This is a genomic window from Ruegeria sp. CI8 (assembly GCF_056536865.1).
In genome coordinates, this window is sequence record NZ_JBQFQL010000001.1 from 1810946 (window position 1) to 1836434 (window position 25489).

Annotated in this window: 26 protein-coding genes; 13 read left to right on the forward strand and 13 right to left on the reverse strand. The window is 63.0% G+C overall.

Annotation, left to right across the window (positions count from 1 at the left end; all coding sequences use genetic code 11):
- Position 1: 1 nt before the first annotated feature.
- Positions 2 to 1579, reverse strand: coding sequence for a bifunctional metallophosphatase/5'-nucleotidase (locus tag ACR0DA_RS08975; protein WP_480753666.1), 1578 nt, complete (start codon positions 1577 to 1579; stop codon positions 2 to 4).
- Between the two features lie 107 nt (positions 1580 to 1686).
- On the opposite strand from ACR0DA_RS08975, the gene ACR0DA_RS08980 reads away from it, so the two are divergent.
- From ACR0DA_RS08980 to arsC, 4 genes are read left to right on the forward strand one after another with little or no spacing between them, the layout of a single operon-like run.
- On the forward strand, positions 1687 to 2025 hold the full coding sequence (locus ACR0DA_RS08980; protein WP_170359235.1) for a DUF952 domain-containing protein: 339 nt from the start codon (positions 1687 to 1689) through the stop codon (positions 2023 to 2025).
- Positions 2022 to 2453, forward strand: a complete 432-nt coding sequence (locus ACR0DA_RS08985; protein ID WP_480753667.1) for a DUF1330 domain-containing protein — start codon at positions 2022 to 2024, stop codon at positions 2451 to 2453. The genes ACR0DA_RS08980 and ACR0DA_RS08985 overlap by 4 nt, the downstream gene beginning before the upstream one ends.
- Positions 2450 to 3508: a quinone-dependent dihydroorotate dehydrogenase gene (locus ACR0DA_RS08990; protein WP_480753669.1), complete on the forward strand. Its 1059-nt coding sequence runs from the start codon at positions 2450 to 2452 to the stop codon at positions 3506 to 3508. The genes ACR0DA_RS08985 and ACR0DA_RS08990 overlap by 4 nt, the downstream gene beginning before the upstream one ends.
- Positions 3505 to 3846: an arsenate reductase (glutaredoxin) gene (gene arsC, locus ACR0DA_RS08995; protein ID WP_480753670.1), complete on the forward strand. Its 342-nt coding sequence runs from the start codon at positions 3505 to 3507 to the stop codon at positions 3844 to 3846. Before ACR0DA_RS08990 ends, arsC begins: the two co-directional genes overlap by 4 nt.
- Here the strand turns inward: arsC and ACR0DA_RS09000 are convergent.
- The 3 genes from ACR0DA_RS09000 to ACR0DA_RS09010 are packed head-to-tail and all read right to left on the reverse strand — an operon-like array spanning position 3843 to position 6104.
- A complete protein-coding gene (locus ACR0DA_RS09000) occupies positions 3843 to 5159 on the reverse strand; it encodes an MATE family efflux transporter (protein WP_480694958.1) in 1317 nt (438 codons plus the stop codon). The two genes, arsC and ACR0DA_RS09000, sit on opposite strands and share 4 nt — an antisense overlap.
- 5 nt (positions 5160 to 5164) lie before the next feature.
- Positions 5165 to 5683: a PaaI family thioesterase gene (locus ACR0DA_RS09005; RefSeq protein ID WP_170337672.1), complete on the reverse strand. Its 519-nt coding sequence runs from the start codon at positions 5681 to 5683 to the stop codon at positions 5165 to 5167.
- A 1-nt stretch (position 5684) separates the two neighbouring features.
- A complete protein-coding gene (locus ACR0DA_RS09010; RefSeq protein ID WP_170358398.1) occupies positions 5685 to 6104 on the reverse strand; it encodes a PaaI family thioesterase in 420 nt (139 codons plus the stop codon).
- A gap of 113 nt (positions 6105 to 6217) precedes the next feature.
- Here ACR0DA_RS09010 and ACR0DA_RS09015 point away from each other — a divergent pair, with 113 nt between their 5' ends.
- From ACR0DA_RS09015 to ACR0DA_RS09045, 7 genes are all read left to right on the forward strand, one after another.
- Positions 6218 to 6586 carry a MerR family transcriptional regulator gene (locus tag ACR0DA_RS09015; RefSeq protein ID WP_170337669.1) on the forward strand — a complete coding sequence of 123 codons (369 nt, stop codon included), beginning with the start codon at positions 6218 to 6220 and terminating at the stop codon, positions 6584 to 6586.
- Positions 6587 to 6868: 282 nt separating this feature from the next.
- Complete coding sequence (locus tag ACR0DA_RS09020; protein WP_093962630.1) at positions 6869 to 7270, forward strand: MerR family transcriptional regulator; 402 nt, start codon at positions 6869 to 6871, stop codon at positions 7268 to 7270.
- Positions 7271 to 7316: 46 nt separating this feature from the next.
- Positions 7317 to 9098: an acyl-CoA dehydrogenase C-terminal domain-containing protein gene (locus ACR0DA_RS09025; protein WP_480753672.1), complete on the forward strand. Its 1782-nt coding sequence runs from the start codon at positions 7317 to 7319 to the stop codon at positions 9096 to 9098.
- Positions 9099 to 9154: 56 nt separating this feature from the next.
- Positions 9155 to 9367, forward strand: a complete 213-nt coding sequence (locus ACR0DA_RS09030) for a hypothetical protein (protein ID WP_480753673.1) — start codon at positions 9155 to 9157, stop codon at positions 9365 to 9367.
- Positions 9368 to 9504: 137 nt separating this feature from the next.
- Complete coding sequence (locus ACR0DA_RS09035; protein ID WP_170443344.1) at positions 9505 to 10143, forward strand: glutathione S-transferase family protein; 639 nt, start codon at positions 9505 to 9507, stop codon at positions 10141 to 10143.
- 10 nt (positions 10144 to 10153) lie between these two features.
- Entirely contained in the window at positions 10154 to 11365 is a 1212-nt protein-coding gene (locus tag ACR0DA_RS09040; protein WP_170337662.1) for an acetyl-CoA C-acetyltransferase, read from the forward strand.
- Between the two features lie 23 nt (positions 11366 to 11388).
- Positions 11389 to 13590 carry a 3-hydroxyacyl-CoA dehydrogenase NAD-binding domain-containing protein gene (locus tag ACR0DA_RS09045; RefSeq protein WP_480753675.1) on the forward strand — a complete coding sequence of 734 codons (2202 nt, stop codon included), beginning with the start codon at positions 11389 to 11391 and terminating at the stop codon, positions 13588 to 13590.
- A gap of 55 nt (positions 13591 to 13645) precedes the next feature.
- On the opposite strand, the gene ACR0DA_RS09050 is transcribed toward ACR0DA_RS09045, so the two are convergent.
- The 3 genes from ACR0DA_RS09050 to ACR0DA_RS09060 all read right to left on the reverse strand — a co-directional run bounded on the left by ACR0DA_RS09050 (position 13646) and on the right by ACR0DA_RS09060 (position 16176).
- Positions 13646 to 14410, reverse strand: a complete 765-nt coding sequence (locus ACR0DA_RS09050; protein WP_480753676.1) for a Hint domain-containing protein — start codon at positions 14408 to 14410, stop codon at positions 13646 to 13648.
- A 186-nt stretch (positions 14411 to 14596) separates the two neighbouring features.
- Positions 14597 to 15244, reverse strand: a complete 648-nt coding sequence (locus ACR0DA_RS09055) for a sulfotransferase family 2 domain-containing protein (protein WP_480753677.1) — start codon at positions 15242 to 15244, stop codon at positions 14597 to 14599.
- Positions 15241 to 16176 (reverse strand): DMT family transporter, encoded by a 936-nt coding sequence (locus tag ACR0DA_RS09060; RefSeq protein WP_170337656.1) that lies wholly within the window; start codon positions 16174 to 16176, stop codon positions 15241 to 15243. The genes ACR0DA_RS09055 and ACR0DA_RS09060 overlap by 4 nt, the downstream gene beginning before the upstream one ends.
- A 145-nt stretch (positions 16177 to 16321) precedes the next feature.
- Between ACR0DA_RS09060 and ACR0DA_RS09065 the strand changes: the two genes are divergently transcribed.
- Entirely contained in the window at positions 16322 to 17335 is a 1014-nt protein-coding gene (locus ACR0DA_RS09065; RefSeq protein WP_480753679.1) for a hypothetical protein, read from the forward strand.
- 6 nt (positions 17336 to 17341) lie between these two features.
- On the opposite strand, the gene upp is transcribed toward ACR0DA_RS09065, so the two are convergent.
- The 6 genes from upp to ACR0DA_RS09095 all read right to left on the reverse strand — a co-directional run bounded on the left by upp (position 17342) and on the right by ACR0DA_RS09095 (position 23048).
- Positions 17342 to 17974 carry a uracil phosphoribosyltransferase gene (gene upp, locus ACR0DA_RS09070; RefSeq protein WP_093962638.1) on the reverse strand — a complete coding sequence of 211 codons (633 nt, stop codon included), beginning with the start codon at positions 17972 to 17974 and terminating at the stop codon, positions 17342 to 17344.
- On the reverse strand, positions 17971 to 18957 hold the full coding sequence (locus tag ACR0DA_RS09075) for an adenosine deaminase (RefSeq protein WP_480753680.1): 987 nt from the start codon (positions 18955 to 18957) through the stop codon (positions 17971 to 17973). The genes upp and ACR0DA_RS09075 overlap by 4 nt, the downstream gene beginning before the upstream one ends.
- Positions 18954 to 20165, reverse strand: coding sequence for a phosphopentomutase (locus tag ACR0DA_RS09080; RefSeq protein WP_480753682.1), 1212 nt, complete (start codon positions 20163 to 20165; stop codon positions 18954 to 18956). The genes ACR0DA_RS09075 and ACR0DA_RS09080 overlap by 4 nt, the downstream gene beginning before the upstream one ends.
- Positions 20162 to 21469, reverse strand: a complete 1308-nt coding sequence (locus tag ACR0DA_RS09085) for a thymidine phosphorylase (RefSeq protein WP_480753683.1) — start codon at positions 21467 to 21469, stop codon at positions 20162 to 20164. The genes ACR0DA_RS09080 and ACR0DA_RS09085 overlap by 4 nt, the downstream gene beginning before the upstream one ends.
- Before the next feature lie 11 nt (positions 21470 to 21480).
- Complete coding sequence (locus tag ACR0DA_RS09090; RefSeq protein WP_170337647.1) at positions 21481 to 21864, reverse strand: cytidine deaminase; 384 nt, start codon at positions 21862 to 21864, stop codon at positions 21481 to 21483.
- A gap of 98 nt (positions 21865 to 21962) precedes the next feature.
- Positions 21963 to 23048 (reverse strand): cupin domain-containing protein, encoded by a 1086-nt coding sequence (locus ACR0DA_RS09095; RefSeq protein WP_170592285.1) that lies wholly within the window; start codon positions 23046 to 23048, stop codon positions 21963 to 21965.
- 143 nt (positions 23049 to 23191) lie between these two features.
- Between ACR0DA_RS09095 and ACR0DA_RS09100 the strand changes: the two genes are divergently transcribed.
- Positions 23192 to 25465 (forward strand): NADP-dependent malic enzyme, encoded by a 2274-nt coding sequence (locus ACR0DA_RS09100; RefSeq protein WP_480753684.1) that lies wholly within the window; start codon positions 23192 to 23194, stop codon positions 25463 to 25465.
- Positions 25466 to 25489: the final 24 nt, after the last annotated feature.

Genomic DNA, 25489 nt, shown 5'->3' on the forward strand with positions numbered 1-25489 from the left:
ATCACTTCTGCTGGATACGTCCGTCCAGATAGGGCGTGTAGGGCGCATTGGCCGCAAGGTATTCAGCGGTCACATCCGCAAGATCGGGACCGAAGTCGTAGGCATTCTTGTCCTCGCCAGAGAACATCTTGTACCCGTCGCCACCGTTGCGGACATAGTTGTTGGTCACCACCAAATAGGTCTTGGCCGGATCGATCGGCACATACCCATCACCTTCGGCCACCATGACCTCGGTCACGCGGCCTTCGTTGGGAGCAACCGACGGATCCCAGGTGAATTTCAACCCTGCCACCTGCGGGAAGCGACCCTTGACCTCTTCCACTTGGCTTACGCCGTTTTCCAGCGCATCGATGATGCCCTGCCCACTGATCTCAAAGGTCGAGAGCGTGTTCTGGAAGGGCAGAACAGTCAGCACCTCGCCCATGGTCACGTCGCCCGCGTCGATCGAGGCACGCAGGCCACCCGAGTTGGCGATGGCTATCTGAACGCCCTGATCGGCGACCCGCGCCAGCATGGCATCGGCCACCAGGTTACCCATCTCGCATTCCTGCACGCGGCAGATCGACCGGTCGCCTTCGATCGGAGCCGCGGTGTTGGCCACGACCTTGTTGCGGATCTCATCCAGCGGCTTGGCCAGTTCAGCGATGCGATCAAGGGCAGCCTGATCCTCGGTCACGGTGTTGTCCATGATCAGCGGTTCACCCACCGCCTCGACCACGTTGCCGTCGTCATCGAAGGTCACGTTCAGCTCGCCCAGGAACTTGCCATAGGCATAGGCCTGAACGATCTGCACCCCGTTCACCACGGTCGGGTACGGCCCGACCGCCTTGTCCGATGTATTCGACAGGTAGGTGTTGGAATGTCCGCCCACGATCACGTCGACGCCCGTTGTTTCCTGCGCGACCCGCTGGTCGACGCCATAGCCCGAGTGGCTGAGCACGATGATCTTGTTGATGCCTTCCGCCGTCAGCTTGTCCACCTCGGCCTGAACCGCCGGAACAGGATCAGAGAACACGACATTCGGCCCGGGTGAAGCCAACTCGTCGGTGTCTTCGGGGGTCAGGCCGATCAGGCCGATCTTTTCGCCCCCCACTTCGATCACGGTCGATTTCTTGATCCGGTCGGTCAGAAGTTCCTCGTTCTCGATGTTCGCATTCGACATCAGAATCGGAAATTCGACCGCATCAACGAAACCGGCCAGAACCTCGGGGCCATCATCGAATTCGTGGTTGCCCACGGTCATCGCATCATAGCCCAGCTTGTTCATGAACTCGGCCGCGACCTTGCCCTTGTAATAGGTATAGAACAACGACCCCTGAAACTGGTCACCGCCGTCCACGAGGATCGAGTTTTCGGCCCGCGCGCGGGCGTCGTTGACCGCGGTCACCAAACGCGCCGAACCGCCGAAGCATTTGCCCTCGGCATTGTCCTCGGCGCCACAGCCGCTGTCATATTTGTTGATCGGCTCGAACCGGGAATGGAAGTCGTTGGTGTGCAGAATGGTCAGCTTGTAATCGGCCGCCGCCATGCCTGCAGTCAGGCCAAGGGCCGCCACGGATGTCAGGAAACGGGTAATCATTTGAAACTCCCTGTTATTGATTGTCAGGATCGTGCGCCGAGGGCGGCAAAGAGTCAAAGGGGGAAATGCGGCTTGATTCTACCCCGCGCGCGGGGCATCACGGCGCCATGCTGATCTACAAGATATTCCGGGCCGAGGAATGGGCGGCCCTGCAGGCACAGGGCGAAACCCGGGGCGCGCCCATCGATGTGGCGGATGGGTTTGTGCATTTCTCCACCGCAGAACAGGCGGCCGAGACCGCGGCCAAACACTTTGCCGGGGTCGAAAACCTGACCCTCGTGGCCTGCGATGCCCAGAAAATGGGCGATGATCTGAGATGGGAGGTCTCGCGCGGCGGGGCCTTGTTCCCGCATCTCTATCGCAACATGCGCATGGCGGATGTGGTCTGGGCCAAGCCGCTGTCGCTGGAAAACGGCGCGCACCGCTTCCCCAAGGAGATGCAATGACCGGCCATATCGACCCCGACCGCGCCGAGTTCGAGGCGTTCAAAGCGCTGGACCGCGATCACCCGATCGAGATGCTGAACCTTGTGCAGTTCCGCGCCAAGGCCGTCTATCCCGCAGGCCACGACCTGGCCGGCGCGGGGCTGAGCGGCGCAGAAGCCTATCGCCGGTATGGTGCCGAAACCGCCCCGATCATCGCGCGGCTGGGGGCCTCGATCATCTGGCGCGGCACGTTCCAGACAACGCTGATCGGCCCGAAGGGCGAAGCGTGGGACGAGATGTTCATCGCCCGTTACCCCTCGGCCCATGCGTTTCTGGAGATGGTGACCGACCCGGCCTATCGCGCGGCGGTCATTCACCGGCAGGCGGCGATGGCCGACTCGCGCCTGATCCGCACCGCCCCTACCCCAACCGGAGCGTCCTTCGGATGAAACTGACCGAGAAACTGGCCCTGGCCGCGCTACATCGCCTGGACCCAGAAACCGCGCACGGCCTGTCGATCAAGGCGCTGAAAACGGGTTCGACCCCGGCGCCCGGTCCCGTCACCTCGACGCGCTTGCGCACGCAACTTGCCGGGCTGGACCTGCCCAACCCGGTGGGGCTGGCCGCCGGGTTCGACAAGAATGGCGAGGTTCTGGGCCCACTGTCGCGCGCGGGCTTCGGATTCATTGAGGTGGGCGCCGTGACCCCGCGCCCGCAGCCGGGCAACCCCAAGCCGCGACTGTTCCGCCTGACCGAGGACCGCGCCGCCATCAACCGGTTCGGCTTCAACAACGAAGGGATGGAGGCGATGGCCCGGCGTCTGGCGCACCGCCCCAAGGACGCGGTGATCGGCCTGAACTTGGGCGCCAACAAGGACAGCAGCGACCGGGCGCGGGATTTTGCGCAGGTGCTGGCCCATTGCGGGCAATGGCTGGATTTCGCCACGGTGAATGTCTCGTCGCCCAACACCGAAAAGCTGCGCGACCTGCAGGGGAAAGAAGCGCTGAGCGCCCTGCTGGCAAGTGCGCTGGACACCCGCGACGCCTTGGCACGGCCGATCCCGGTGTTTCTGAAGATCGCCCCCGACCTGACGGATGACGAACTGCGGGACATCGCCGATGTTGCCCGTGACACGGGCATCGACGGTGTCATCGCCACCAACACGACCTTGTCGCGCGAAGGGCTGCGCAGCCCGCACAAGGATCAGGCCGGCGGATTGTCAGGCGCGCCCCTGTTCGAAAAATCGACCCGTGTTCTGGCCCGGTTGAGCCAGTTGACCGACGGGCAGATTCCGTTGATCGGCGTCGGCGGCATCAGCACCGCCGAACAGGCCTATGCCAAGATCTGCGCCGGGGCCTCGGCCGTGCAGTTCTATACCGCGATGGTCTATGGCGGCCTGTCGCTGGCGGCCGAGATCACGTGGGGGCTGGACGCCCTGCTGGCGCGGGACGGGTTCAAATCGGTGGCCGACGCCGTCGGCAGCAAACGAGAGGATTGGCTGTGATCGAATACTGGCACAACCCACGCTGTTCAAAATCGCGCGCCGGGCTGGCCCTGCTGCAGGACCGCGGCGCCGAGGTTACCGTTCGCAAATATCTCCAGGACGCGCCCAGCGCGGATGAGCTGCGCGCGGTGCTGTCCCGGCTGAGCATCCCGGCGATCGAGATGATGCGCCGAGGCGAGGCGCGGTTCAAGGAACTGGGGCTGAGCAGGGAAACACCCGAAGAGGCCCTGGTTCAGGCCATGGCCGAGAACCCGATCCTCATCGAACGCCCCGTCGGGATCACCGCCGACAAGGCCGCAATCGGTCGCCCGCCCGAGACCCTGCTGACCCTGCTCTAGGCCACCTGCGCCTCGAGCCGGGGATAGCGCAGGCCCAGCGTCACCGCGCGGGCGGTGTTCAGCACCATCAGCGCGGCCCACAGCCCGTGATTGCCCATGGTCGGCACCAGCAGGAACAGCGCCACCACATAGATTGCCACCGACTGGATCATGGCGATGCGCATGGCGCGGGTCCAGGTGGCGCCGATGTAGATGCCGTCGAACATCCAGCTGGCAACGCCGACCACCGGGGCCAGCGCCGCCCAGATCAGGTATTCGCGCGCCGTGATCCGCACCTCAGGCGCGGTGGCCATCAGGTCGATCAATGCGGGCCCTGCCACAAAAAACGTGGCCCCCAGCACCAAAGCCCCACCGACGCCCCATTGCGACGCCATGACCGAGGCGCGCCGGACCTGGTATCGGTCCTTGGCTCCGACGGCGCTGCCTACCAATGCCTCGGCAGAAAAGGCGAACCCGTCCAGTGCAAAGGCGGTGATTTCCAGGAACTGCAGCAGCACCTGGTTGGCGGCCAGCGTCACGTCGCCCAGATCGGCGCCCACGAACAGAAAGGTGGTGAAGGACCCGGTCAGCAGGACCGACCGGATCATGATGTCGCCATTGACCTGCATCATCCGGCGCAGGCGGGCGGGGTCGAAGATCCGCGCCCAATCGCGCCATTGATTACCCCCGAACGCATCGCGGCACAGCCACAGACCCAGCGCCAGACCCGTCCATTCGGCAATCAGCGTGGCCACCGCCACCCCTTCGACGCCCCAGCCCAGCCCCAGCACGAACCACAGATCCAGCAGGATGTTCAGCCCGTTCATCCAAACCTGCAGGACGAACACGCCGCGCGTGCGCTCGACCGCGATCAGCCAGCCGGTCACGGCATAAAGCGCAATGGTCGCGGGCGCGCCCCAGATGCGAATCTCGAGGTATTTGCGCGTCAACGCCTCGACCTCGGGGCTGGCGGGCGACAGCGCGAAGGCCCCTGCGAACACCGCCGCCTGCGCCACGATAAAGAACAGCCCCGCCGTGCCGCCCAAGAGCAGGCCGCGCATGAGCAGCGCACCGGTTTCGGCCGTGTCTCCCGCGCCTCGGGCCTGCGCCGCCAATCCGGTCGTGCCCATGCGCAGAAAGCCGAACACCCAGTAGATCGTGGCCAGAATGACCGCGCCAATGCCAACCGCGCCGATCGGGGCGGCCTGCCCCATCTGGCCGACCACGCCGGTATCTACCGCGCCCAGAATCGGCACCGTCGCGTTGGACAGCACGATCGGCACCGCGATCTTCAGCACCCGTCTGTGCGTGATGGGTGCCGAGGCGTCCCGCATTTTGCTCAGCCCTTGGCCGAAGGCTCTTGCGGCATCAGGAAATGCCCTGTGGCCTGTGCGAACAGCTTGGCGTGGTTGTCCTGCCAAGCCTCGACGCGCACCGAGGCATACCGCCGCCCTGCCCGGCTGATGAAGGCGCGTGCATAGGCATCGCGCGGCAGGCCCGAGCGCAGGTAATCCACCGTGAAATCGATGGTCTTGGGAAAGCGGATACTGTGATCGGAGATGATGTCCTCGGCATCGATCTCACCGCTTTCGATGCGCGGGAACAGGTGCTCCCAGCTGAGCGTGATCACCGCCGTCACCTCGAGAAAGGCCGCCGTGACGCCCCCATGAATCGCCGGCAGGAACGGGTTGCCGATCAGCTTTTCGTCGAAATTCAGAACTCCGGTCAGTTCGTCTCCGCGCCGGTCGAAGCTGATATTGAGGAACCGGATATACGGAACCCCCTCGACCAGCGCCTTGAGGGCCGCGTCGCGGCGCTGTTTCACCACCTGCATCGGTTCGGGACGGGGTCTTGCCATCTCACTTCCCCTCGACTGTGAAGGCGCCCGAGGCGGTGGCCACCGGGCGATCCTGATCGTCGTCCATGGCAGTTGCGCGCACGAAGGCCACATTGCGCGTGATGTGATAGCAGGTCGCGCGGGTGGTGATCGTCTGGCCGGGCGTTGCGGCGCGCATGTAGTCGATGCGCAGATCGATGGTTGCTGTGCCGCCCGGCGCCGCCGGATGGCTCATGACCGCAGCCCCGCAGCAAGTATCCAGGCTGGCCGACACAGCCCCGCCGTGAATCACGCCAGTGCGGGGATCGCCGATCAGATCCTCGTTGTAAGGCATGGTGATCTCGGCCTCACCCTCGCCGATATGGGTCAGCGTCAGGCCCAGGGCCCGCGCATGGGGGATCGCCTCGATGAACTGGCGGGCGAGTACTGTCTTGTCGACCATGAGGTTCAGTCCTGTTGTCCTGCCCCTTTATGATCTGCTCTGCGCGCAAAGGGCAAGCCCGCCTGTTGCGCTTGTCCGCACAACGCCCTAGGTTGCAACCGAGGAGAACAGGAATGTCCGACAAGCGTTTGTCATTCAAAGAGATGTGCGCCGAGTTCGACGTGACTCCGCGCACCCTGCGCTACTACGAGTATATCGAGCTGCTGCAGCCAGACCGGGAAGGACGGTCCCGGTTTTACGGTCCGCGCGAGCGTGCGCGGATGAAGCTGATCATGCGTGGCCGAAAGTTCGGGTTTCCACTTGAGGAAATTCGGCAGTGGTTGTTGATCTACGAAGATCAAGGCAACAAGGCCCAGATGGCTACCTTTATCGAAATGGCCGACCGCCAGATGGAAGAGCTGCGTCAGCAGCGTCAGCAACTGGACGAAGCCATGGACGAGTTGCAGCGCCTTCGCGATCAAACGGCCAACTCGCTGACCTAAATCGGCCAGTTCGAGCCCCCAAATCCATCCTTCATTACACCGGAAATCCGAATTTTTCGGCTGGCGCCCTGCCGCCTGCCCGTCGGATTCGAACCGCGCGGGTACAGTGGATTTGGCTGACCTAACGGAAAGAAAATTGCCAACCCGTCGCTTTACGCGACCGGAAGTTACGTCAATTTCTTTGTGACGCAGCGTCTGGATTACGTAAACGTCAATCTCATGTTGTAAAGCGGCCATCGACTGCGCAACTTTCTCATGACGCCAGCGACGAGAGGGTGACCAATGACCGAAGATCTTATGACCATCCGCGAGATGTGCGAGACCTATGACGTCACGCCGCGGACCTTGCGGTTCTACGAAGCCAAAGAGCTTCTGTTTCCGATCCGTGAGGGCCAGAAACGGCTGTTCACCAAACGTGACAGGGCGCGGCTCAAGCTGATCCTGCGCGGCAAACGCTTTGGTTTCAGCCTGGAAGAGATTCGACAGCTTCTGGATCTGTACCATGTCGGCGACCAGCAACTGACCCAGATGACCCGCACCTATGAAATCGCGTGCGAGCGTCTGGCGGACATGGAAGCCCGCCGCGAGGAACTGACTCAGGCCATTGACGATCTGAAGGAGCAGTTGCGCTGGGGCGAGAAGGTCATCGCCTCGATGAAACAGGAAAAGAAGGCGGCCGAGTAACTCCGCGCCGCCTGCCACCCGGACATCTGAATTAAGGGAGCTTCAAATGCCCGTTTACAACGCGCCTACCAAAGATACGCAATTCGTTCTGCATGACGTTCTGAAAATCTCGGCCTCGGATATTCCGGGCTACGATGAGCTGGAGCCCGAGTTCACGGGCGCCGTTCTGGAGGAGGCCGGCAAGGTCGCCGTCAACCTGCTTCACCCGCTGAACGTGGTCGGCGACACCGAAGGCTGCCGGCTGGAAAACGGCGTCGTCTACACCCCGACCGGGTTCAAGGACGCGTTCGAGCAGGTCAAGGAAGGCGGCTGGACCGGTCTGGATATGCCCGAGGAATATGGCGGCCAGAACATGCCTTATGTTCTTGGCACGGCCGTGGGCGAGATGTTCTCGGCCGCAAACCAGGCCTTCACCATGTATCAGGGCCTGACCCACGGCGCGGCCTCGGCCATCCTGGCGCACGGCACCGATGCGCAGAAAGACACATATCTGCCCAAGATGGTCAGCTGTGAATGGACCGGCACCATGAACCTGACCGAGCCGCATTGCGGCACCGATCTGGGCCTGATGCGCACCAAGGCCGAGCCGCAGGGCGATGGCAGCTACAAGATCACCGGCCAAAAGATCTTTATCTCGTCCGGCGATCACGACATGGCCGACAACATCATCCACCTGGTGCTGGCCAAGATCCCCGGCGGCCCCGAGGGCATCAAGGGAGTGTCGCTGTTCATCGTGCCCAAGTTCCTGGTGAACGAAGACGGCAGCCTGGGCGAGCGCAATGGTGTTTCGGTCGGCAAGATCGAAGAAAAGATGGGCATCCACGGCAACTCGACCTGCGTGATGAACTATGACGGCGCAACCGGTTACCTGCTGGGTCAGGAACACAAGGGCATGCGCGCCATGTTCACCATGATGAACGAAGCGCGTCTGGGTGTCGGCATGCAAGGTCTGGCTCAAGCCGAGGCCGCCTATCAGAACGCGCTGGAATACGCCAAGGACCGTCTGCAAGGCCGCGACGTGACCGGCGTCAAGAATCCCGACGGCCCGGCCGATCCGCTGATCGTACATCCCGACATCCGCCGCAGCCTGATGGACCAGAAAAGCTTTGTGGAAGGCGCGCGGGCCTTCATCCTGTGGGGCGCGACCCTGATCGACAAGGCGCACCGTTCGGGTGACAAGGATGCCGACGGGCTGATCTCGCTGATGACCCCGGTCATCAAGGGCTTCCTAACCGACGAAGGTTACGACATGACCGTTCAGGCCCAGCAGGTCTATGGCGGCCATGGCTACATCGAGGAATGGGGCATGTCGCAATACACCCGCGACGCCCGCATCGCCATGATCTACGAAGGGGCCAACGGCGTTCAGGCGCTGGACCTGGTCGGCCGCAAGCTCGCGCAGGACGGCGGCAAGCATGTCATGGCCTTTTTCGACATGGTCAAAACCTTCTGCAAGGAAAACAGCGGCAAAGACGAATCCTATGACAAGGCGTTCATCGAACCGCTCAAGGCCGCCTCGAAAGACCTGCAGGCCGCCGGCATGTATTTCATGCAGAACGGCATGACCAACCCGAACAACGCTCTGTCGGGCTCGTATGACTTCATGCACATGTTCGGTCATGTCTGCCTGGGCCTGATGTGGGCGCAGATGGCCAAGGCCGCGCAGGAAGCACTGGATGCCGGCGCGTCCGACAAGGACTTCTACGAGACCAAGATCGCCACCGGCCGCTACTACATGGCGCGCCGTCTGCCGGCCACAGGCATGCACCTGGCTCGGATCCAGACCGGCGCCGACACGGTGATGGCACTGGACGCGGCGAACTTCTGATCCCAGTCTGGTTCCGGGCGACCCCGCCCGGAACCAGCGCTCATGGAGGAGATGACATGCCCAAACGCTTTCGCCTGACCCGCCGCTTTCCCGTCGCCATGACCGAGGACGGGTATCGAAAACTCAAGGGGTTTGCCCGCGACGCCGGGCTGGACGAAGGAGAGGCGCTGTCATTCCTGTTCGAGAATTTCAACAGCGTGATCGACGAGGAGAACCTGACCCACCGGCTGCGCATTTTCAATTCCGAGCTTGAGGCGCGCAAACGCTAGACGACCCCGATGCCTGGCCCAGGCCCGGCGTGTTTTCAGCAAGACAAGTCCGAACGCGGCTGCTGCCCGCGAGACAGGTCTTTCTTGAAACACGTGCGTGATGAAACCGTACAAACCGCCTTGGGAGGGGTGAGTGCATGACGATAAAACTGCATTGCTTCGGAGAAAGCGGAAACTCATACAAGGCTGCCTTGGCACTTGAGATGTCGGGGCTGGAATGGGAGCCGGTCTTTGTCGATTTCTTCAACGGCCAGACCCGAACCCCTGAATACCGCGCCGAAGTCAACGAAATGGGCGAAGCGCCGGTGCTGATCGACGGAGATTTCCGGACCAGCCAGTCGGGCGCGATTCAGGCCTATGTCACCGAAAAATCAGGGAAATTCGGCGGCAAGACGCGGGAAGAGAACTATAACATCCTGCGCTGGGTGCTGTGGGACAACCACAAACTCAGTTCGATGGCGGGCCTGACCCGTTTCCTGATGAACTTCCTGCCCGAAGAGCACCGCAACCCGGATGTGATCGCCTTCAACCAGGGCCGATTGAAGGCCGCCTATCAGGTGCTGAACGCGCATCTGGAAGGCCGCGACTGGATCGTCGGCGACAGTGTGACCAACGCCGATCTCAGCTGCGGCGGCTACCTGTATTACCCTGAACCCTTCGGCTTTGACCGCGCCGAATGGCCCCATATCGACGCCTGGCTGACCCGCCTGTCCGAGCAGCCCGGATGGAAACACCCCTATGACCTGATGCCCGGCAACCCGTCGGATCGAGCTTGAGGAGAGAAGTATGACCGAAGCTTACATTTATGATGCCCTGCGCACCCCGCGCGGCAAGGGCCGCAAGGACGGCAGCCTGCACGAGGTGACCTCGGTGCGCCTGTCGGCGGTGGCCCTGAACGCCATCAAGGAACGCAACAACCTGGAAGGCCACGCCGTCGAGGACGTGATCTGGGGCAACGTCACCCAGGTAATGGAACAGGGCGGCTGCCTGGCGCGATCCGCGGTTCTGGCCTCGGACCTGGATGAATCGATCCCCGGCCTGGCCATCAACCGGTTCTGCGCCTCCGGGATGGAGGCCGTGAACCTGGCCGCCAACCAGGTCAAAGGCGGCGCGGGCGAGGCCTATATCGCCGGTGGCGTCGAGATGATGGGCCGCGTGCCCATGGGCAGCGACGGCGCCGCCATCGCGGTCGACCCGTCGCTGGCGATGGAGACCTATTTCGTCCCGCAGGGCATCTCGGCCGACATCATCGCCACCGAATACGGTTTCAGCCGTGACGATGCCGACGCGCTGGCCGTCGAGTCTCAGAAGCGTGCGGCCAAGGCGTGGGAAGAGAACCGCTTTGCCAAGTCGGTGATCTCGGTGAAGGACCGCAACGGCCTGACTATTCTGGACCGCGACGAATACATGCGCCCCGGCACCGACATGCAGAGCCTCGGCGCGCTGAACCCGTCCTTCCAGATGATGGGCGAGCAGATGCCCGGTTTCGACAAGGTGGCGATGCTGAAATACCCGCATCTGGAAAAGATCAACCACATCCACCACGCCGGCAACAGCTCGGGCATCGTGGATGGCGCGGCGGCCGTTCTGATCGGCAACAAGGAATTCGGCGAGAAATACGGCCTGAAGCCGCGCGCCCGCATCAAGGCCACCGCCAAGATCGGGACCGATCCGACCATCATGCTGACTGGCCCGGTTCCGGTGACCGAAAAGATCCTGGCCGAAACCGGCATGAAGATCAGCGATCTGGACCTGTTCGAGGTCAACGAGGCCTTCGCCTCGGTCGTGCTGCGGTTCCAGCAGGCGTTTGACGTCGATCCGGCGCTGGTCAACGTCAATGGCGGTTCGATCGCCATGGGCCACCCGCTGGGCGCCACCGGCGCGATCATCATCGGCACCCTGTTGGACGAGCTGGAGCGCCAGGACAAGGAAACCGGTCTGGCCACCTTGTGCATCGCATCCGGCATGGGCGCGGCAACCATCATCGAACGTGTGTAACGGCGGGGATCAGGAGAAGAAAAATGGCTGATTTTACACTGACCAAAGACGCCGACGGCGTTGGCATCATCACCTGGGACGTCCCCGGCAAGACCATGAACGTGATGTCGTTCGACGGCCTGTCCGAACTGAACGACTGCATCGATCAGGCCCTGGCCGATGACGAGATCAAAGGCATCGTGATCACCAGCGGCAAGGTAGGCTCGTTCGCCGGCGGCATGGACCTGAATCTGCTGGCGGTTATGAAGGAACAGGCGGGCGACGACCCGGCCAAGGGCCTGTTCGAAGGCACGATGAAGATGCACGCCCTGCTGCGCAAGATCGAGCTGGCCGGCATGGACCCCAAGACCAAGAAAGGTGGCAAACCGATCGCGGCCGCCCTGCCCGGCACGGCCGCCGGCATCGGCATGGAGCTGCCGCTGGCGACCCATCGCATCTTTGCCGCCGAGAACCCCAAGGCCAAATACGGCCTGCCGGAAATCATGGTCGGCATCTTCCCCGGCGCGGGCGGCACCACCCGGATGGTCCGCAAGGTGGGCGCCATCGCGGCGGCTCCGCTGCTGCTGGAAGGCAAGATGCTGGACGTGAAAAAGGCCAAGGGCGCAGGCTACATCGACGAAATCGCAGCCGATCCGCTGGCCGCGGCCAAGGAATGGGTGCTGAACGCCAAGGAGGCCGATCTGGTCAAGCCGTGGGACGCGAAGGGCTACAAGATGCCCGGCGGCGCGCCCTATCACCCGGCGGGCTTCATGAACTTCGTGGGTGCCTCGGCCATGGTGAACGGCAAGACCCAAGGCGCCTTCCCGGCAGCCAAAGCCCTGCTGAGCGCGGTCTATGAGGGCGCACTGGTCGATTTCGACACCGCGTTGAAGATCGAGGCGCGCTGGTTCACCTCGGTGCTGATGAACCCGTCCTCGGGCGCGATGATCCGTTCGCTGTTCCTGAACAAGGAAGCGCTGGAAAAAGGCGCCGTTCGTCCCAAGGGCATCCCGGACCAGTCGGTCAAGAAGATCGGCGTTCTGGGTGCCGGCATGATGGGCGCGGGCATCGCGCTGGTCTCGGCGCAGGCCGGCATGGAGGTCGTGCTGATCGACCGCGATCAGGCCGCCGCCGACAAAGGCAAGGCCTATACCGAAGCCTATCTGGACAAGGGCATGAAACGTGGCAAGGTCACGGGCGAGAAGAAAGAGGCCATGCTGGCCCGCATCACCGCCACGCCGGATCTTGAAAAGCTGGCGGGCTGCGACCTGATCATCGAAGCCGTGTTCGAGGATCCCAAGGTCAAGGCCGAGATGACCCAGAAGGTCGAGGCGATCATTCCCGAGGACTGCATCTTTGCCTCGAACACCTCGACCCTGCCGATCACCGAACTGGCCAAGGCCAGCAAGCGGCCCGATCAGTTCATCGGCATCCACTTCTTCTCGCCGGTCGAGAAGATGTTCCTGGTCGAGATCATCAAGGGCAAGGAAACCGGTGACCGGGCCGTGGCCAAGGCGCTGGACTATGTCCGCCAGATCCGCAAGACGCCGATCGTGGTCAATGACGCGCGGTTCTTCTACTGCAACCGCTGCATCATCCCCTACATCAACGAAGGGGCGCGGATGATCACCGAAGGCGTCAGCCCGGTTCTGGTCGACAACGCCGCCCGTCAACTGGGCTTCCCGGTGGGTCCGGTTCAGCTAACCGACGAAACTTCGATCGACCTGGGCGCCAAGATTGCCCGGGCGACCAAGGCGGCAATGGGCGACGCCTACCCGGAAAGCCCGGCGGACGATCTGATCTTCTGGATGGAAGAACAGGGTCGCCTGGGCCGCAAGTCCAAGGCCGGGTTCTTCGATTATGACGAAAACGGCAAGCGCATCGGCTACTGGAAAGGTCTGCAGGACAAGTATCCGCTGGCCGAGCAGCAGCCCGACTTGATCGAGGTACAGGAACGCCTGATGTTCGCACAGGTTCTTGAAGCCGTGCGCGCGCTTGAAGAAGGTGTTCTGGAAGACATCCGCGAAGGCGATGTCGGCGCCATCCTGGCCTGGGGCTTTGCGCCGTGGTCGGGCGGTCCGTTCAGTTGGCTTGATATCATCGGTGCGCCTTACGCGGCCGAGCGTTGTGACCAGCTGTCGGAGAAATACGGTGACCGCTTCGCCTGCCCGCCGCTGCTGCGCGAGATGGCCGAAAAAGGTCAGACCTTCTACGGCCGCTTCGACCCCGAAGCCAAGGCTGCCTGAACAAGTGATGCTGGCGCATGATCCCATGCGCCAGCATCTTTCTTAGAGTGTTTGGTCAGGTCTGCCATTCAGGCCGCAGAAACAAGGCCGGCACGTTGGGCCGCCCCGGACGTCCCGGACGCCGCACCCCCGATGGGGGACGTATCGGAAAGATCGGTTCCTGCGGGATGGGTGCAGGCAGTGCACCCAACGGGTTTGCAAGGGCCGACAGTTCGCCGGCCTCTGCGATAGATGTGACGAGGCTCCGCGCCTCGGATTCTTCCAGCACCGCGTAGGATCGTCGGGACGGGCCAGACAGCGAACGGATGCGGCACGAGGAACAGAAGGCTTGAAAGCCACCCTCGATGAAGACCACTTCGTCCTGCTCAAAAAACAGCGATGTGACCTGGAATTCCTCTGCCGGTGTCCGAGAGGAAAAGCTGAAGTGCCCGCTCAGCAGACGCGCCGGAATGATCGCCAGCCCCTCGTCTCTGTTGAAATCAGAAGACAAGGCTACGGCCATTCCCTGCTCGGGCATCAGCCAGACCGCACGACCGTTATATGCCGCGCGGGACGGCACGCGCACGGGCAAAAAGTCAGGTCGAACCTCGCCAGCCGGTACGGCTATTCTGTCGTGGGACACGCGTTTCACTTCCTGAAACCCGTTGTCCATCGTTCTGACCAGATCGCCGGCAACCAATGCCTCGGCCAGTTTCCAGCCATTGGTGGTGGCAACCTTCGTCCCGCGCAGCAATCCGCCACGCCTGACCGAAACGGCGTCACCCGGTACGGTCTGGATATTATTTTCGGAAAACCCCGAAACACTCACTACTTCCAACACGTGCCTACCCCCTTTTGGCACTTTCAAACTATCCCATTGTGCTAGCACGAAGTTTTCGGGAGTGACTTAGTTTTGCCATATTTAGGGCCAATTTGGGCCTTTTTCGCCCCATTAGTCGCGTTTTTTTATAAACAAAAGCCTGTATTTGTCAGCGTTTCGCGCAATTCGGGAAATAATCGACCAGCCTTATTCGAACCGATATTCGAATCTCTCTATGTCTTCGCGACAGGCGTCAAACACAGCCTTTTTTGCCTGGACCCAGTAGTAGTTGGCGTATTCCGCCCCCCGGGCTGACCGGTTTTCATGCGGAAGGTCCAGACGAAACCCCAGATGATCGAACAGTGGGGCCGCATCCCGCTGAAAGCTTTCGATCCGAATGTATGCGCGACAAAGATCGGTTCCGGTGGCGTCTCTGACATAGGATGGGAACGGGTTTTCCCGAAAGGACTGCTGGATTTTAGGGTGCAGAACAAAGGCCTCAAAATCCAGCCGCCCGGCCAGATGGACTGCTGGGTGATCAAAGGACTGATCCCTCAGCCAGTAGTAATAGCTGACCATCCGGTCCCACGGGTTGCGGATCAGCGTGAACACGAACATCTCTTGCATCTGCTGGTCGGGCAAAAGCCCCCGCAAATCGGTCAGACGGGAGTGTTTCCACAGCCTTCCCGCCGTCTTCAGTGACCTGTTGCGTTTGTTTCTGCGCTGCGCCTTGGGGGTGTCGCCCACCAGGATATCGTCCTTCATGGCCCGCTGCTCGAGCGCCAGCGCCAGTGATGTTCCCCCGGTCTTGGGAATATGTATGAAGATGTAGGTCCGCCCTGTTGATAGAATCATTGCGCCGGTTCCCGTTGGGGAACCACGCTCGCCCGCCACGCCAGCACTGCGCCGGCCGCGGCGATCAGGGCGATGCCCGCAATCTGCAGCGGTCCGATCCCCTGCCCCATCACCACCCAGGCAAAAACCGGCCCGAAGATCATGACCGAATACTCGAACACCGCGACATATGACGGCTCGCCCAGTTGGTAGGCCTTGATCAGCATGAATACCGCAGCCGTGGACCCAACCGCCTGCAATGCGACCCACGGCAGAGCGGCCTCCATCGGCCAGACCCAGCCCCGGGTCACAAAACCGGCCGGGCCGTCAGACTCCACAACCGGCAAAACCGAAAACACGGCGAGGCCAAGGGCGCCGGCCAGCCCAAGCGTGACAATCATCGCAGCCAGCAAGGCGACGGTGCTTTCGTTTGCACAATGCGTTCGGGTCAGGATCGCACTGAGCGCATAGAAAAAGCCGCCTGCCACCGGCAATAGGCTGGTCGCATCAAAGGCATTGGGGTCAGGCTGCAAAACACAGAGGATTCCGACAAACCCCATAAGCACAGCCAAGACCCGCCAGGGGCCGATCTTCTGGTCCAGCAACAGCGCGGAAATCAACAGAACGAAGATCGGTGATGTGAACAGCCCCGCAAGGGCCTGAGCAATTGGCATCAAAGCCAGTGAGCTGAAATAGAACAACATCGCCAGGGTGATCAGAACACTGCGCAGCAGGACCGCCCAAAACCTCTGAGGTCGCAGCCCTCCAAACCCAAGAAACGACAGTCCAACGATAAGAGGCAGCATCATCACGGCCCGGCTTAGGTGGAATTGCCACAAACCGATCGTTTCGGCCAGCCGAATGACGAAATTGTCCACGACGCCGATGATTGCCATGGCCGAGACCATCAGAACCGATGCAAGAACCGGTGAAGAAGGATGTGCTGTCTGCATGTGGCCTTGGCCTCCGGGCCCTTTGGCCGAAACTACGCGTCCCGGTTATCGAGCACATTTCCAAATCACCACGCAACAGGTTTGCGCGGATTAATCTCTCCGTGCTAGGAATCGACAAAAGAAAAAACGAGCAGACCTCATCGAAATGACGGCACTGAAACAATACCAGCGGATCGAGGCTACCGGTCTGTGGCGCCCGTCGCCCGACGAGCAGCGGCGCGAAGTGGTTGTTTCGATCGGCGAGGCAACGTTGACCATCACCGATTTCAACGATCGCGCGCTGACGCACTGGTCGCTTGCCGCACTTGAAAGGCAGAACCCGGGCAAGTTCCCCGCAATATTCAATCCAGACGGCGACCCGGATGAGACACTGGAGCTGGAGCAGTCCGAAACCACCATGATCGAGGCAATCGACCGCTTGCAACGCGCCATCGAACGGGCGCGCCCGCATCCCGGACGCCTGCGGTGGGCCAGCGTCGGCGGCGTGGTTGCGGCTGTCGCGGCGGTCTTGCTGTTCTGGCTGCCCGGCGCCCTGCAAAGCCATGTCGAAAAGGTCGTGCCCGAGATCAAACGGCAGGACATCGGGAACACGATTCTGCAACGGATCGAACGGGTTTCGGGCCGGGCCTGCGCCTCGGCGGACGCGCAGCCGGCGCTGCAGAGGCTGGCCCAGAGAACAGGCGTGCGACGGATCGTTGTGTTGCCGGCCGGGGTGCGGGAAAGCCTGTCACTTCCCGGAGGGATCGTGCTGCTGAACCGAGCGCTGGTTGAAGACAGTGAAGATCCCGCAGTTGCCGCCGGTTACGTGATAGCTGAACGCACGCGGGCCAGCCTGCATGATCCGTTGGATGATCTCCTGGACAAAACTGGGACCGTCGCAGCGTTTCGCCTGCTGACGACGGGCGAACTAACACCCCAGATCGTGGACACCTATACCGAACAGGTTCTGGCCGAACCCCGCCCCGCAGTTCCGGAAGACGACCTGCTGGAGGAGTTTGCGTCCGCCTATTTGCCCTCAACCCCATATGCCTATGCGGTTGACATAACCGGCGAAACGGTTCTGGGTTTGATCGAGGCCGACCCGATGGCGGGTCAGCCTTTGGATCAGGTTATGCCCGACCGGGACTGGGTACGGCTGCAGAACATCTGCAGCGACTAGGCGCGCCTATTTGGTGCCGAACATCCGGTCTCCGGCATCGCCCAGACCGGGCATGATGTAGCCCTTGGAATTCAGCTCGCGATCCAGTGCAGCAGTCACGATCTTGACGTCGGGATGCGCTTCTTTCATGCGGGCCACGCCTTCGGGGGCGGCCAGCAGGCACAGGAACCGGATGTCGGTGGCACCGGCCTGTTTCAGAAGGTCGATCGCAGCGGCCGAGCTGTTGCCGGTGGCCAGCATCGGGTCAACCGCAATCACCAGCCGATCTTTAAGGCCTTCGGGGGCCTTGAAGTAGTACTGCACCGGCTGTAGCGTTTCTTCATCGCGATACAGCCCCACAAATCCGACCCGGGCCGAGGGCACCAGTTCCAGAACGCCGTCAAGCATCCCGTTGCCCGCACGCAGGATCGACACCAGCGCCAGTTTCTTGCCCGCCAGGATCGGCGCGTCCATCTCCTCCATCGGGGTCTCGATGTGGCGCGTGGTCAGGGGCATCTCGCGCGTGACTTCATAGGCCAGCAGCAGCGTGATCTCGCGCAGCAATTGCCGGAACGAGGCGGTCGAGGTGCCCTTGTCCCTCATGAGCGTCAGTTTGTGCTGAACCAGCGGGTGGTCGACGACGGTCAGATGTTCGCTCATGTGTTCTCCAGTCTTTTTCTGACCCTTGCGCGGGTCTCTTCATCGCAGAATGCGGCATTCAGGGCGGTGTCGTTCAGCGCGGCGAAATCCTCGGCGTCCCAGCCGAAGGCCTGGGCCAGCATGTCATATTCGCGGCGCAGGGTGGTATGAAAAAACGGCGGGTCATCGGTGGATACCGTGACCTTCACACCCGCCTCGCGCAGCCGCGCGATCGGGTGGGCGGCAAAATCAGGATACAGGCCCAGCACCACGTTCGAGCCCGGGCAGACCTCGAGCGTGACGCCCCGGTCGGCCAGTTCATGTACCAAATCGGGGTCTTCGATGGCACGAACCCCATGGCCCACACGTTCGACCCCCAGCGCGCGGACCGCATCGCGGACGCTTTCAGGGCCGCCGAATTCGCCGGCATGGGTAGTCAGGCGCAATCCGGCCTCGCGCGCGCAGTCGAAGGCCCATTTGAAATCGGCCTGCTGGCCCATGGCCTCGTTCCCGCCCATACCGAACCCGGTGATCCAGTCACCCGCGGTTTCGGCGGCGCAGCGCGCGCTGCGCTTGGCCTTGTCGGGTCCGAAATGGCGCACGCAGGTCACCACGCCGCGCAGGGTGATGTCGAACTTGTGCTCGGCCTCGTCAGCGGCGTCCTGAATGGCGGCCAGATAGTCGCGCCAGGCATACAGATCGCCCCCGCCGCAGAAATCGGGGCTGAGGAAGGTTTCGGAATAGACCACCCCGTTCGCCGCGCTTTCCTCCAGGATCGCCAGCGTCAGGCGGCGGAAATCCTCAGGGGTTTTCAACACTTCGCAAGCGGCCTCGTAGACGCTGAGGAAATGCGCGAAATCGCGAAAGTCATAGCTGCCGTCGGGTTTGAAAATGCCGCTCAGGTCAACCTTCTTTTCATGCGCCAGCTGGCGGATGAAGGCGGGCGGGGCCGCGCCTTCGTGATGCAGGTGCAGTTCGATCTTGGGCAGGTCTGCGACGGTCATAGAAAGGTCCTTCCCGGCCCTTGCGCCGGAATGTTCAGGTGATGGGCGATGCTGGCGGCCACGTCGGCGAAATTGACTTGCCCGATCTGTCCGGCCCCCAGGCCGGCGGTCAGCACCGGCACCTGCTCGCGGGTGTGGTCGGTGCCGATCCAGCTTGGGTCGTTGCCGTGATCGGCGGTCAGCAGAAACAGGTCGCCCGGGCGCAGCCGGGGCAGGATACGGCCGATCTCGGCGTCGAACCACTCGAGCGCGCGGGCATAGCCCGAGATGTCGCGCCGGTGGCCGTACTGGCTGTCAAACTCGACGAAATTTGCGAATGTCAGGCTGCCGTCCTCGGCGCTGTCGACAAGGCGCGAGAGGTGACCCATCAGATCGGCGTCCGAACCCTTGTCAAGCGTATCGATCCCCTGCATCGAGAAGATGTCGCCGATCTTGCCCACGCCATGCACGCGGCGGCCTGCGTCCTGCGCCCAGTTGGTCAGCACCGGCGCGGGCGGCGTGATGGCAAAATCCTTGCGATTGGTGGTGCGGGCAAACCCCTGTTCGGGCGATCCAACGAAGGGGCGCGCGATAACCCGGCCCACCTTCATCTCGTGCAGCATGGGGGCCAGGCTCCGACACATCTCGTACAGGCGCTCCAACCCGAACGTCTCCTCGTGTGCGGCAATCTGGAACACGCTGTCGGCCGAGGTATAGCAGATCGGCCAACCCGTGCTCATGTGTTCAGCACCCAGTTCGGCAATGATCGCGGTGCCCGAGGCATGGCAATTGCCCAGAATGCCCTCGGTTCCGGCGGCCTGCGCGGCGGCGCGGGTCACATCATCAGGGAACGCGGGGACCGTGTCGGGGAAATAGTGCCAGTCCCATGGCACCGGCAGCCCGGCCAGTTCCCAATGACCCGAAGGCGTGTCCTTGCCCGGCGAATGTTCGCGCGCGCACCCCCACAGGCCGGTCGGGTCGGCCTCCAACCCCGGCACATCCGCGCCCGACGCCAGCCGCACCGCCGCCCCCAGCCCCAGCGCATCGAGGTTGGGCAGGCGCAACGGCCCGAACCGGCCATCCTCGGCCCGCCCTGCGGCGCAGGCCTGCGCGATATGGGCCACCGTGTTCGCGCCCGTGTCCGGCACGTCGCCGTTGAAGAACCGGTCAGCATCCGGCGCACCGCCGATACCCACCGAATCCATCACCACAAGGAACGCGCGGCTCATGCGAGGATCCTTTCGTGCACCAACTCCGGCACCGGAACGGGCGCCGGGCCGATGGTGATTGCGGCGCGCACGGTTTGCGCGGCCCTCTGCGCGGCGTCCTCGCGCGCTGCATGGACCACGGCCAGCGGCGTTCCTGCCGAGACCTTGTCGCCCAGCCGCGCCAGCCCCGACAGCCCCACTGCCGGGTCGATCACATCGCTTTCCACCTGTCGGCCACCGCCCAGCGCCACGACGGCAAGGCCCAGCGCCTCGCCGTCCAACGCGGTGACATAGCCTTCCTCCTGCGCCGTGACCTCAAGGATCACGCTGGCCTCGGGCAGATAACGCGCCCAGTCCTCGACCAGACCCAGCGGCCCGCCCACCGCGGCCATCATCCGTCCGAACCGTTCGGCCGCACGGCCATCGCGGATCACCTCGGCGATCATGTCTCGCCCGGCCCGCGCATCGCCGACCATACCGGCGTCAGACAGCAGAACACCGCCCAACTCGGCCGAAATCTCGGCAAGGGGCGAGGGCTGCCCACCGGTCAGCACCTTCATCACTTCGGCGATTTCCAGGGCGTTGCCCAAGGCGGGCGCCAGCGGCTGATTCATGTCGGTGATCAGGGCCGAGGTCCGGCACCCGGCCGTATTGGCCGTTTCCGTCAGGGCCTGCGCCAGCTTGCGCGCCTCGTCCAGCGTTTTCATGAAGGCCCCGCTGCCCACTTTGACGTCCAGCACCAGCGCATCCGGGCTGGCCGCCAGTTTCTTGGATAGGATCGAGGCGGTGATCAGATCGAGGCTTTCAACCGTGGCGGTCACGTCGCGGATGGCATAGAGCCGTTTGTCCGCTGGGGCGATCTGTGCCGTTGCGCCAACGATTGCGGCGCCAGTCTCGGCCAAGATCTGGGCCAGCCGGTCCTGACTGATCTGGGTCGACACGCCGGGGATCGCCTCGAGCTTGTCGAGTGTCCCGCCGGTATGGCCCAGACCGCGGCCCGAGATCATCGGCACATAGGCCCCGCATTCCGCCAGCGCCGGGGCCAGCACAAGGCTGACGCAATCCCCCACCCCGCCGGTCGAATGCTTATCGATCACCGGGCCGTCCAGGTTCCAGGTCAGAACCTCACCGCTGTCGCGCATGGCCAGCGTCAGCGCGGCGCGGCCCTCGGGACCCAGCCCGCCCATGCAGACGGCCATGGCGAAGGCTCCGGCCTGGGCGTCGCTGACGCTGCCATCGGCCAGACCCTGGGCGAACCACGCCAGCTCGCCGGCATCCGGCACTTCGCGGCGGCGCAGTTTCGCGATGATCGAACGGGCGTCCATGGGCGCGGCCCTTACATGAACGAGGCGTCGAAGGCGCCGGGCAGCAGCTCGCCGATGGTCGTGCGGGTCTCAATCCCGTCCACCGTCGCCATGGTGACCACCACATCCTTGTCCCCGAACTCGGCCAGTTTCTGCCGGCATCCGCCGCAGGGTGGCACCGGTTGCGGGCTGGAGGCCACCACATAGACATCGGCCAGCTTGTTTTCTCCGGCGGCGACCATCGCGGCGATCGCCCCGGCCTCGGCGCAGGTGCCTTCGGGATAGGCCACGTTTTCCACGTTGCAGCCCGCGAACACTGCGCCCGACGGGGTGCGGACCGCGGCACCCACCTTGAAATTCGAATAGGGCGCATAGGCGTTTTCACGCACCTTGAGGGCTGCTTCTTTCAACGACATGGCGATTCCCCGATTTTTGATCATCTGGTCAGAATGCCATACCCTACTGGAAATCCGCGGGGGAATTGAAGCCCCCTCTGCACCCGAATGTCCGCGCCTCAGCCCAGATCGGTCTTGAAATACCCCGGCAGCGTGACCTCGAGCAGTTCGACATCGTCGCTGGGGTCGGCCAGCCGCGTGCGCATTCCGGGCGGGATGACAAAGGCATCACCCTGCTCCAGACGAAACGGATCACGTCCTTCACCTTCCAGGGTGACGGCCCCGTTCATCACGAAGGTAAAGTGGATATCGGCATCATGGCTGGCCCAGACCGGGTCGCCCTGCCCCCGGCGCACCACCTGAACGCCCGCCACGCCCTTGGTGTTTTCAGCAATCGTCGTGTCGCGGCATTGATAGCCCGGCAGGCGGAACGGCTGCCACGCTGCCCCTTCGGCCCGGTTGTAGACGAACCGCTGGCCCTGCCATTCCCGCTCGGGGCGGTAATGCGGCGTGGGCAGCTGCATTTCGTGGTCGATCTCGGTGACATGCTCGGCCGGAACGCCGATTTCGATCACCTGAACGTTGTCCGACGCTTCGAGCACGCGGTGCCGGATCTCGGGTGGCTGGATGAAACAGTCGCCAGCGGTCAGGCGCATCTTGTCGCCCTGATCCTCATAGACCACATCCACCCAGCCGTGGATGCAGAAGATCAGCTGGAACCCGACCTTGTGAAAATGCACCATGTCCGGGACCGGACCGCCGTCGGGAATGCGGATATGGCTGGCGATGATCGACCCGCCCAGTCGGTCCGGCACCAGGTCACGATAGTGCATGCCCGCGCGCCCGATGATCCAGGGCGCCTGATCCTTGAGCCTGCGGACGACGAAGGAATGAACCGTCTCGGGCATCACCAGGGGCGGGTTGCGCTCTTCGATCTCGATGCGGGTGCCGTTGGGGGCGACCAGGCTGCGCTGACCGCCGGCAAACCCGTCCGGATCATCAGTGAGGATGCGCAAGGTGCCCGGCGCCTCGGGCGCGTCCTTTTCCACCCGCAGGCGCAGGCCGTGCCCGGAAAACACCGCGACCCGAGGGTCATCCGCCGGATAGATCATGTCCATCCGCATGCCCAGAACCTTGGTGTAGAACGGAATGTCGTCGCGCAACTCTTGGGTCGGAATGCGGAATTCGGCTATGGTGTCGGTCATGCTGGTCTCCTCTGCGCGGGACTGTGAGGGGCCGCTGGGGGATTTGCAAGTCGGGGTCGGATCCGCCTTCATGCGATTTCGAGGTTTCCCCTGCGTCAGAAATAGTTTAGCACTAAACTAAATTCCAAACGGGAAGTTTTGACATGTCCGACACACCCAGCCTGCGCCAGGCCGCACTTGATTACCACGCGCATCCGAAGCCTGGGAAACTGGAGATCAAGGCGACCAAACCCATGGCCAACGGGCGCGACCTTGCGCGCGCCTATTCGCCCGGCGTGGCCGAGGCGAGCCTTGAGATCAAGGCCGACCCGGCGACCGCCGAGATGTATACCGCGCGCGGAAATCTGGTGGCCGTGGTTTCGAATGGCACCGCGGTGCTGGGGCTGGGCAATATCGGCGCGCTGGCCTCCAAGCCGGTGATGGAGGGCAAGGCCGTCCTGTTCAAGAAATTCGCCGGCATCGACTGTTTCGACATCGAGGTGAACGAACCCGATCCCGAGAAGCTGGCCGATATCGTCTGCGCGCTGGAACCCACCTTCGGCGCGATCAACCTCGAGGACATCAAGGCACCCGATTGCTTTGTCGTCGAGAAACTGTGCCGCGAGCGGATGAACATCCCGGTGTTCCACGACGACCAGCACGGCACCGCCATCGTGGTGGGGGCCGCTGCACGCAACGCGCTGCACGTGGCCGGCAAACGGTTCGAGGACACCAAGGTCGTGTCCACCGGCGGCGGTGCGGCGGGGATCGCCTGCCTGAACATGCTGGTCAAGCTGGGCGTCAAGCGCGAGAACATCTGGCTGTGCGACATTCACGGGCTGGTCTATGAGGGTCGCGTCGAAGACATGAACCCGCACAAGGACCAATTCGCCCAGAAAACCGACCTGCGCACGCTGGATCAGGTGATCGACGGGGCCGACCTGTTTCTGGGCCTCAGCGGGCCGAACGTGCTCAAGCCCGAGATGGTCGCGCGCATGGCCAAACAGCCGATCATCTTTGCGCTGGCGAATCCGACCCCGGAGATCCTGCCCGACGCCGCGCGCGAAGTGGCCCCCGACGCCATCATCGCCACCGGGCGCAGCGACTTCCCGAACCAGGTGAACAACGTCCTGTGTTTCCCGTTCATCTTCCGCGGAGCGCTGGATGTGGGCGCGACCGAGATCAACGATGCCATGCAGATCGCCTGTGTCGAAGGCATCGCCGAGATGGCCCGCGCCACCACCAGCGCCGAGGCCGCAGCCGCCTACAAGGGCGAACAGCTGACCTTCGGCCCCGACTACCTGATCCCGAAACCGTTCGACCCACGGCTGGTGGGTGTGGTGTCTTCGGCCGTGGCCCGGGCCGCGATGGAAAGCGGCGTTGCCAGGCGCCCGATCGAGGACATCGAAGCCTACAAGGAAAAGCTGAACCAGACGGTCTTCAAGTCCGCCCTACTGATGCGACCCGTCTTCGAGGCCGCCGCCGCTGCCTCGCGCCGCATCGTCTTTGCCGAAGGCGAAGACGAACGCGTGCTGCGCGCCGCTCAGGCGATTCTTGAGGAAACCACCGAAACCCCGATCCTGATCGGCCGTCCCGAGGTGATCGAGGCGCGCTGCGAACGTCTGGGCCTGTCGGTCCGCCCCGGGCAGGACTTCCAGATCGTAAACCCGGAAAACGACCCGCGCTATTATGACTATTGGAACTCGTACCACCAAATCATGCAGCGCCGGGGGGTGACGCCTGATCTGGCCAAGGCGATCATGCGGACCAATTCCACCGCGATCGGCGCAATCATGGTGCACAGGGGCGAAGCCGACAGCATGATCTGTGGCACCTTCGGCGAGTATCGGTGGCACCTGAACTATGTTGAGCAGGTGCTGAATGACGGCGACCTTCGCCCGCATGGCGCATTGTCCCTCATGATCCTTGAAGACGGCCCGCTGTTCATCGCCGACACTCATGTCCGGCAATTGCCCAGCCCGGAAGAACTGGCTGAGATCACCGTGGGCGCCGCGCGGCATGTGCGGCGGTTCGGGCTGGCGCCAAAGATCGCGTTCTGCTCGCAATCGCAGTTCGGCAATCAGGCCGAGGGCTCGGGCAAGCGCCTGCGCGAAGCGATCGCGATTCTGGACAGCAAGCCCCGAGATTTTATCTATGAAGGCGAAATGAACCTGGACGTGGCTCTGGACCCCGAACTGCGCGAGCGGATTTTCCCCAGTTCACGCCTCGAGGGGGCCGCCAACGTTCTGATCTTTGCCCATGCGGACGCGGCCAGCGGTGTGCGCAACATTCTGAAGATGAAGGCCGACGGTATCGAGGTCGGACCCATCCTGATGGGCATGGGCAACAAGGCGCATATCGTGACACCTTCGATCACCGCGCGCGGGCTGCTGAACATGGCGGCAATTGCCGGAACGCCCGTCGCGCATTACGGTTGACCACGGCGGCCCGACCGGCCTGGC

Coding starts and splice junctions, on each gene's coding strand:
- ACR0DA_RS09010 (WP_170358398.1), bottom strand. CDS start 6,104: ATGGTCGACAAGACAGTACTCGCCCGCCAGTTCATCGAGGCGATCCCC.
- ACR0DA_RS09040 (WP_170337662.1), top strand. CDS start 10,154: ATGACCGAAGCTTACATTTATGATGCCCTGCGCACCCCGCGCGGCAAG.
- ACR0DA_RS08975 (WP_480753666.1), bottom strand. CDS start 1,579: ATGATTACCCGTTTCCTGACATCCGTGGCGGCCCTTGGCCTGACTGCA.
- ACR0DA_RS09045 (WP_480753675.1), top strand. CDS start 11,389: ATGGCTGATTTTACACTGACCAAAGACGCCGACGGCGTTGGCATCATC.
- ACR0DA_RS09060 (WP_170337656.1), bottom strand. CDS start 16,176: ATGCAGACAGCACATCCTTCTTCACCGGTTCTTGCATCGGTTCTGATG.
- ACR0DA_RS09015 (WP_170337669.1), top strand. CDS start 6,218: ATGTCCGACAAGCGTTTGTCATTCAAAGAGATGTGCGCCGAGTTCGAC.
- ACR0DA_RS09065 (WP_480753679.1), top strand. CDS start 16,322: ATGACGGCACTGAAACAATACCAGCGGATCGAGGCTACCGGTCTGTGG.
- ACR0DA_RS08980 (WP_170359235.1), top strand. CDS start 1,687: ATGCTGATCTACAAGATATTCCGGGCCGAGGAATGGGCGGCCCTGCAG.
- ACR0DA_RS09100 (WP_480753684.1), top strand. CDS start 23,192: ATGTCCGACACACCCAGCCTGCGCCAGGCCGCACTTGATTACCACGCG.
- ACR0DA_RS09085 (WP_480753683.1), bottom strand. CDS start 21,469: ATGGACGCCCGTTCGATCATCGCGAAACTGCGCCGCCGCGAAGTGCCG.
- ACR0DA_RS09035 (WP_170443344.1), top strand. CDS start 9,505: ATGACGATAAAACTGCATTGCTTCGGAGAAAGCGGAAACTCATACAAG.
- ACR0DA_RS09005 (WP_170337672.1), bottom strand. CDS start 5,683: ATGGCAAGACCCCGTCCCGAACCGATGCAGGTGGTGAAACAGCGCCGC.
- ACR0DA_RS09055 (WP_480753677.1), bottom strand. CDS start 15,244: ATGATTCTATCAACAGGGCGGACCTACATCTTCATACATATTCCCAAG.
- ACR0DA_RS08990 (WP_480753669.1), top strand. CDS start 2,450: ATGAAACTGACCGAGAAACTGGCCCTGGCCGCGCTACATCGCCTGGAC.
- ACR0DA_RS09090 (WP_170337647.1), bottom strand. CDS start 21,864: ATGTCGTTGAAAGAAGCAGCCCTCAAGGTGCGTGAAAACGCCTATGCG.
- ACR0DA_RS09025 (WP_480753672.1), top strand. CDS start 7,317: ATGCCCGTTTACAACGCGCCTACCAAAGATACGCAATTCGTTCTGCAT.
- upp (WP_093962638.1), bottom strand. CDS start 17,974: ATGAGCGAACATCTGACCGTCGTCGACCACCCGCTGGTTCAGCACAAA.
- ACR0DA_RS09030 (WP_480753673.1), top strand. CDS start 9,155: ATGCCCAAACGCTTTCGCCTGACCCGCCGCTTTCCCGTCGCCATGACC.
- ACR0DA_RS08985 (WP_480753667.1), top strand. CDS start 2,022: ATGACCGGCCATATCGACCCCGACCGCGCCGAGTTCGAGGCGTTCAAA.
- ACR0DA_RS09075 (WP_480753680.1), bottom strand. CDS start 18,957: ATGACCGTCGCAGACCTGCCCAAGATCGAACTGCACCTGCATCACGAA.
- ACR0DA_RS09020 (WP_093962630.1), top strand. CDS start 6,869: ATGACCGAAGATCTTATGACCATCCGCGAGATGTGCGAGACCTATGAC.
- ACR0DA_RS09000 (WP_480694958.1), bottom strand. CDS start 5,159: ATGCGGGACGCCTCGGCACCCATCACGCACAGACGGGTGCTGAAGATC.
- ACR0DA_RS09080 (WP_480753682.1), bottom strand. CDS start 20,165: ATGAGCCGCGCGTTCCTTGTGGTGATGGATTCGGTGGGTATCGGCGGT.
- ACR0DA_RS09095 (WP_170592285.1), bottom strand. CDS start 23,048: ATGACCGACACCATAGCCGAATTCCGCATTCCGACCCAAGAGTTGCGC.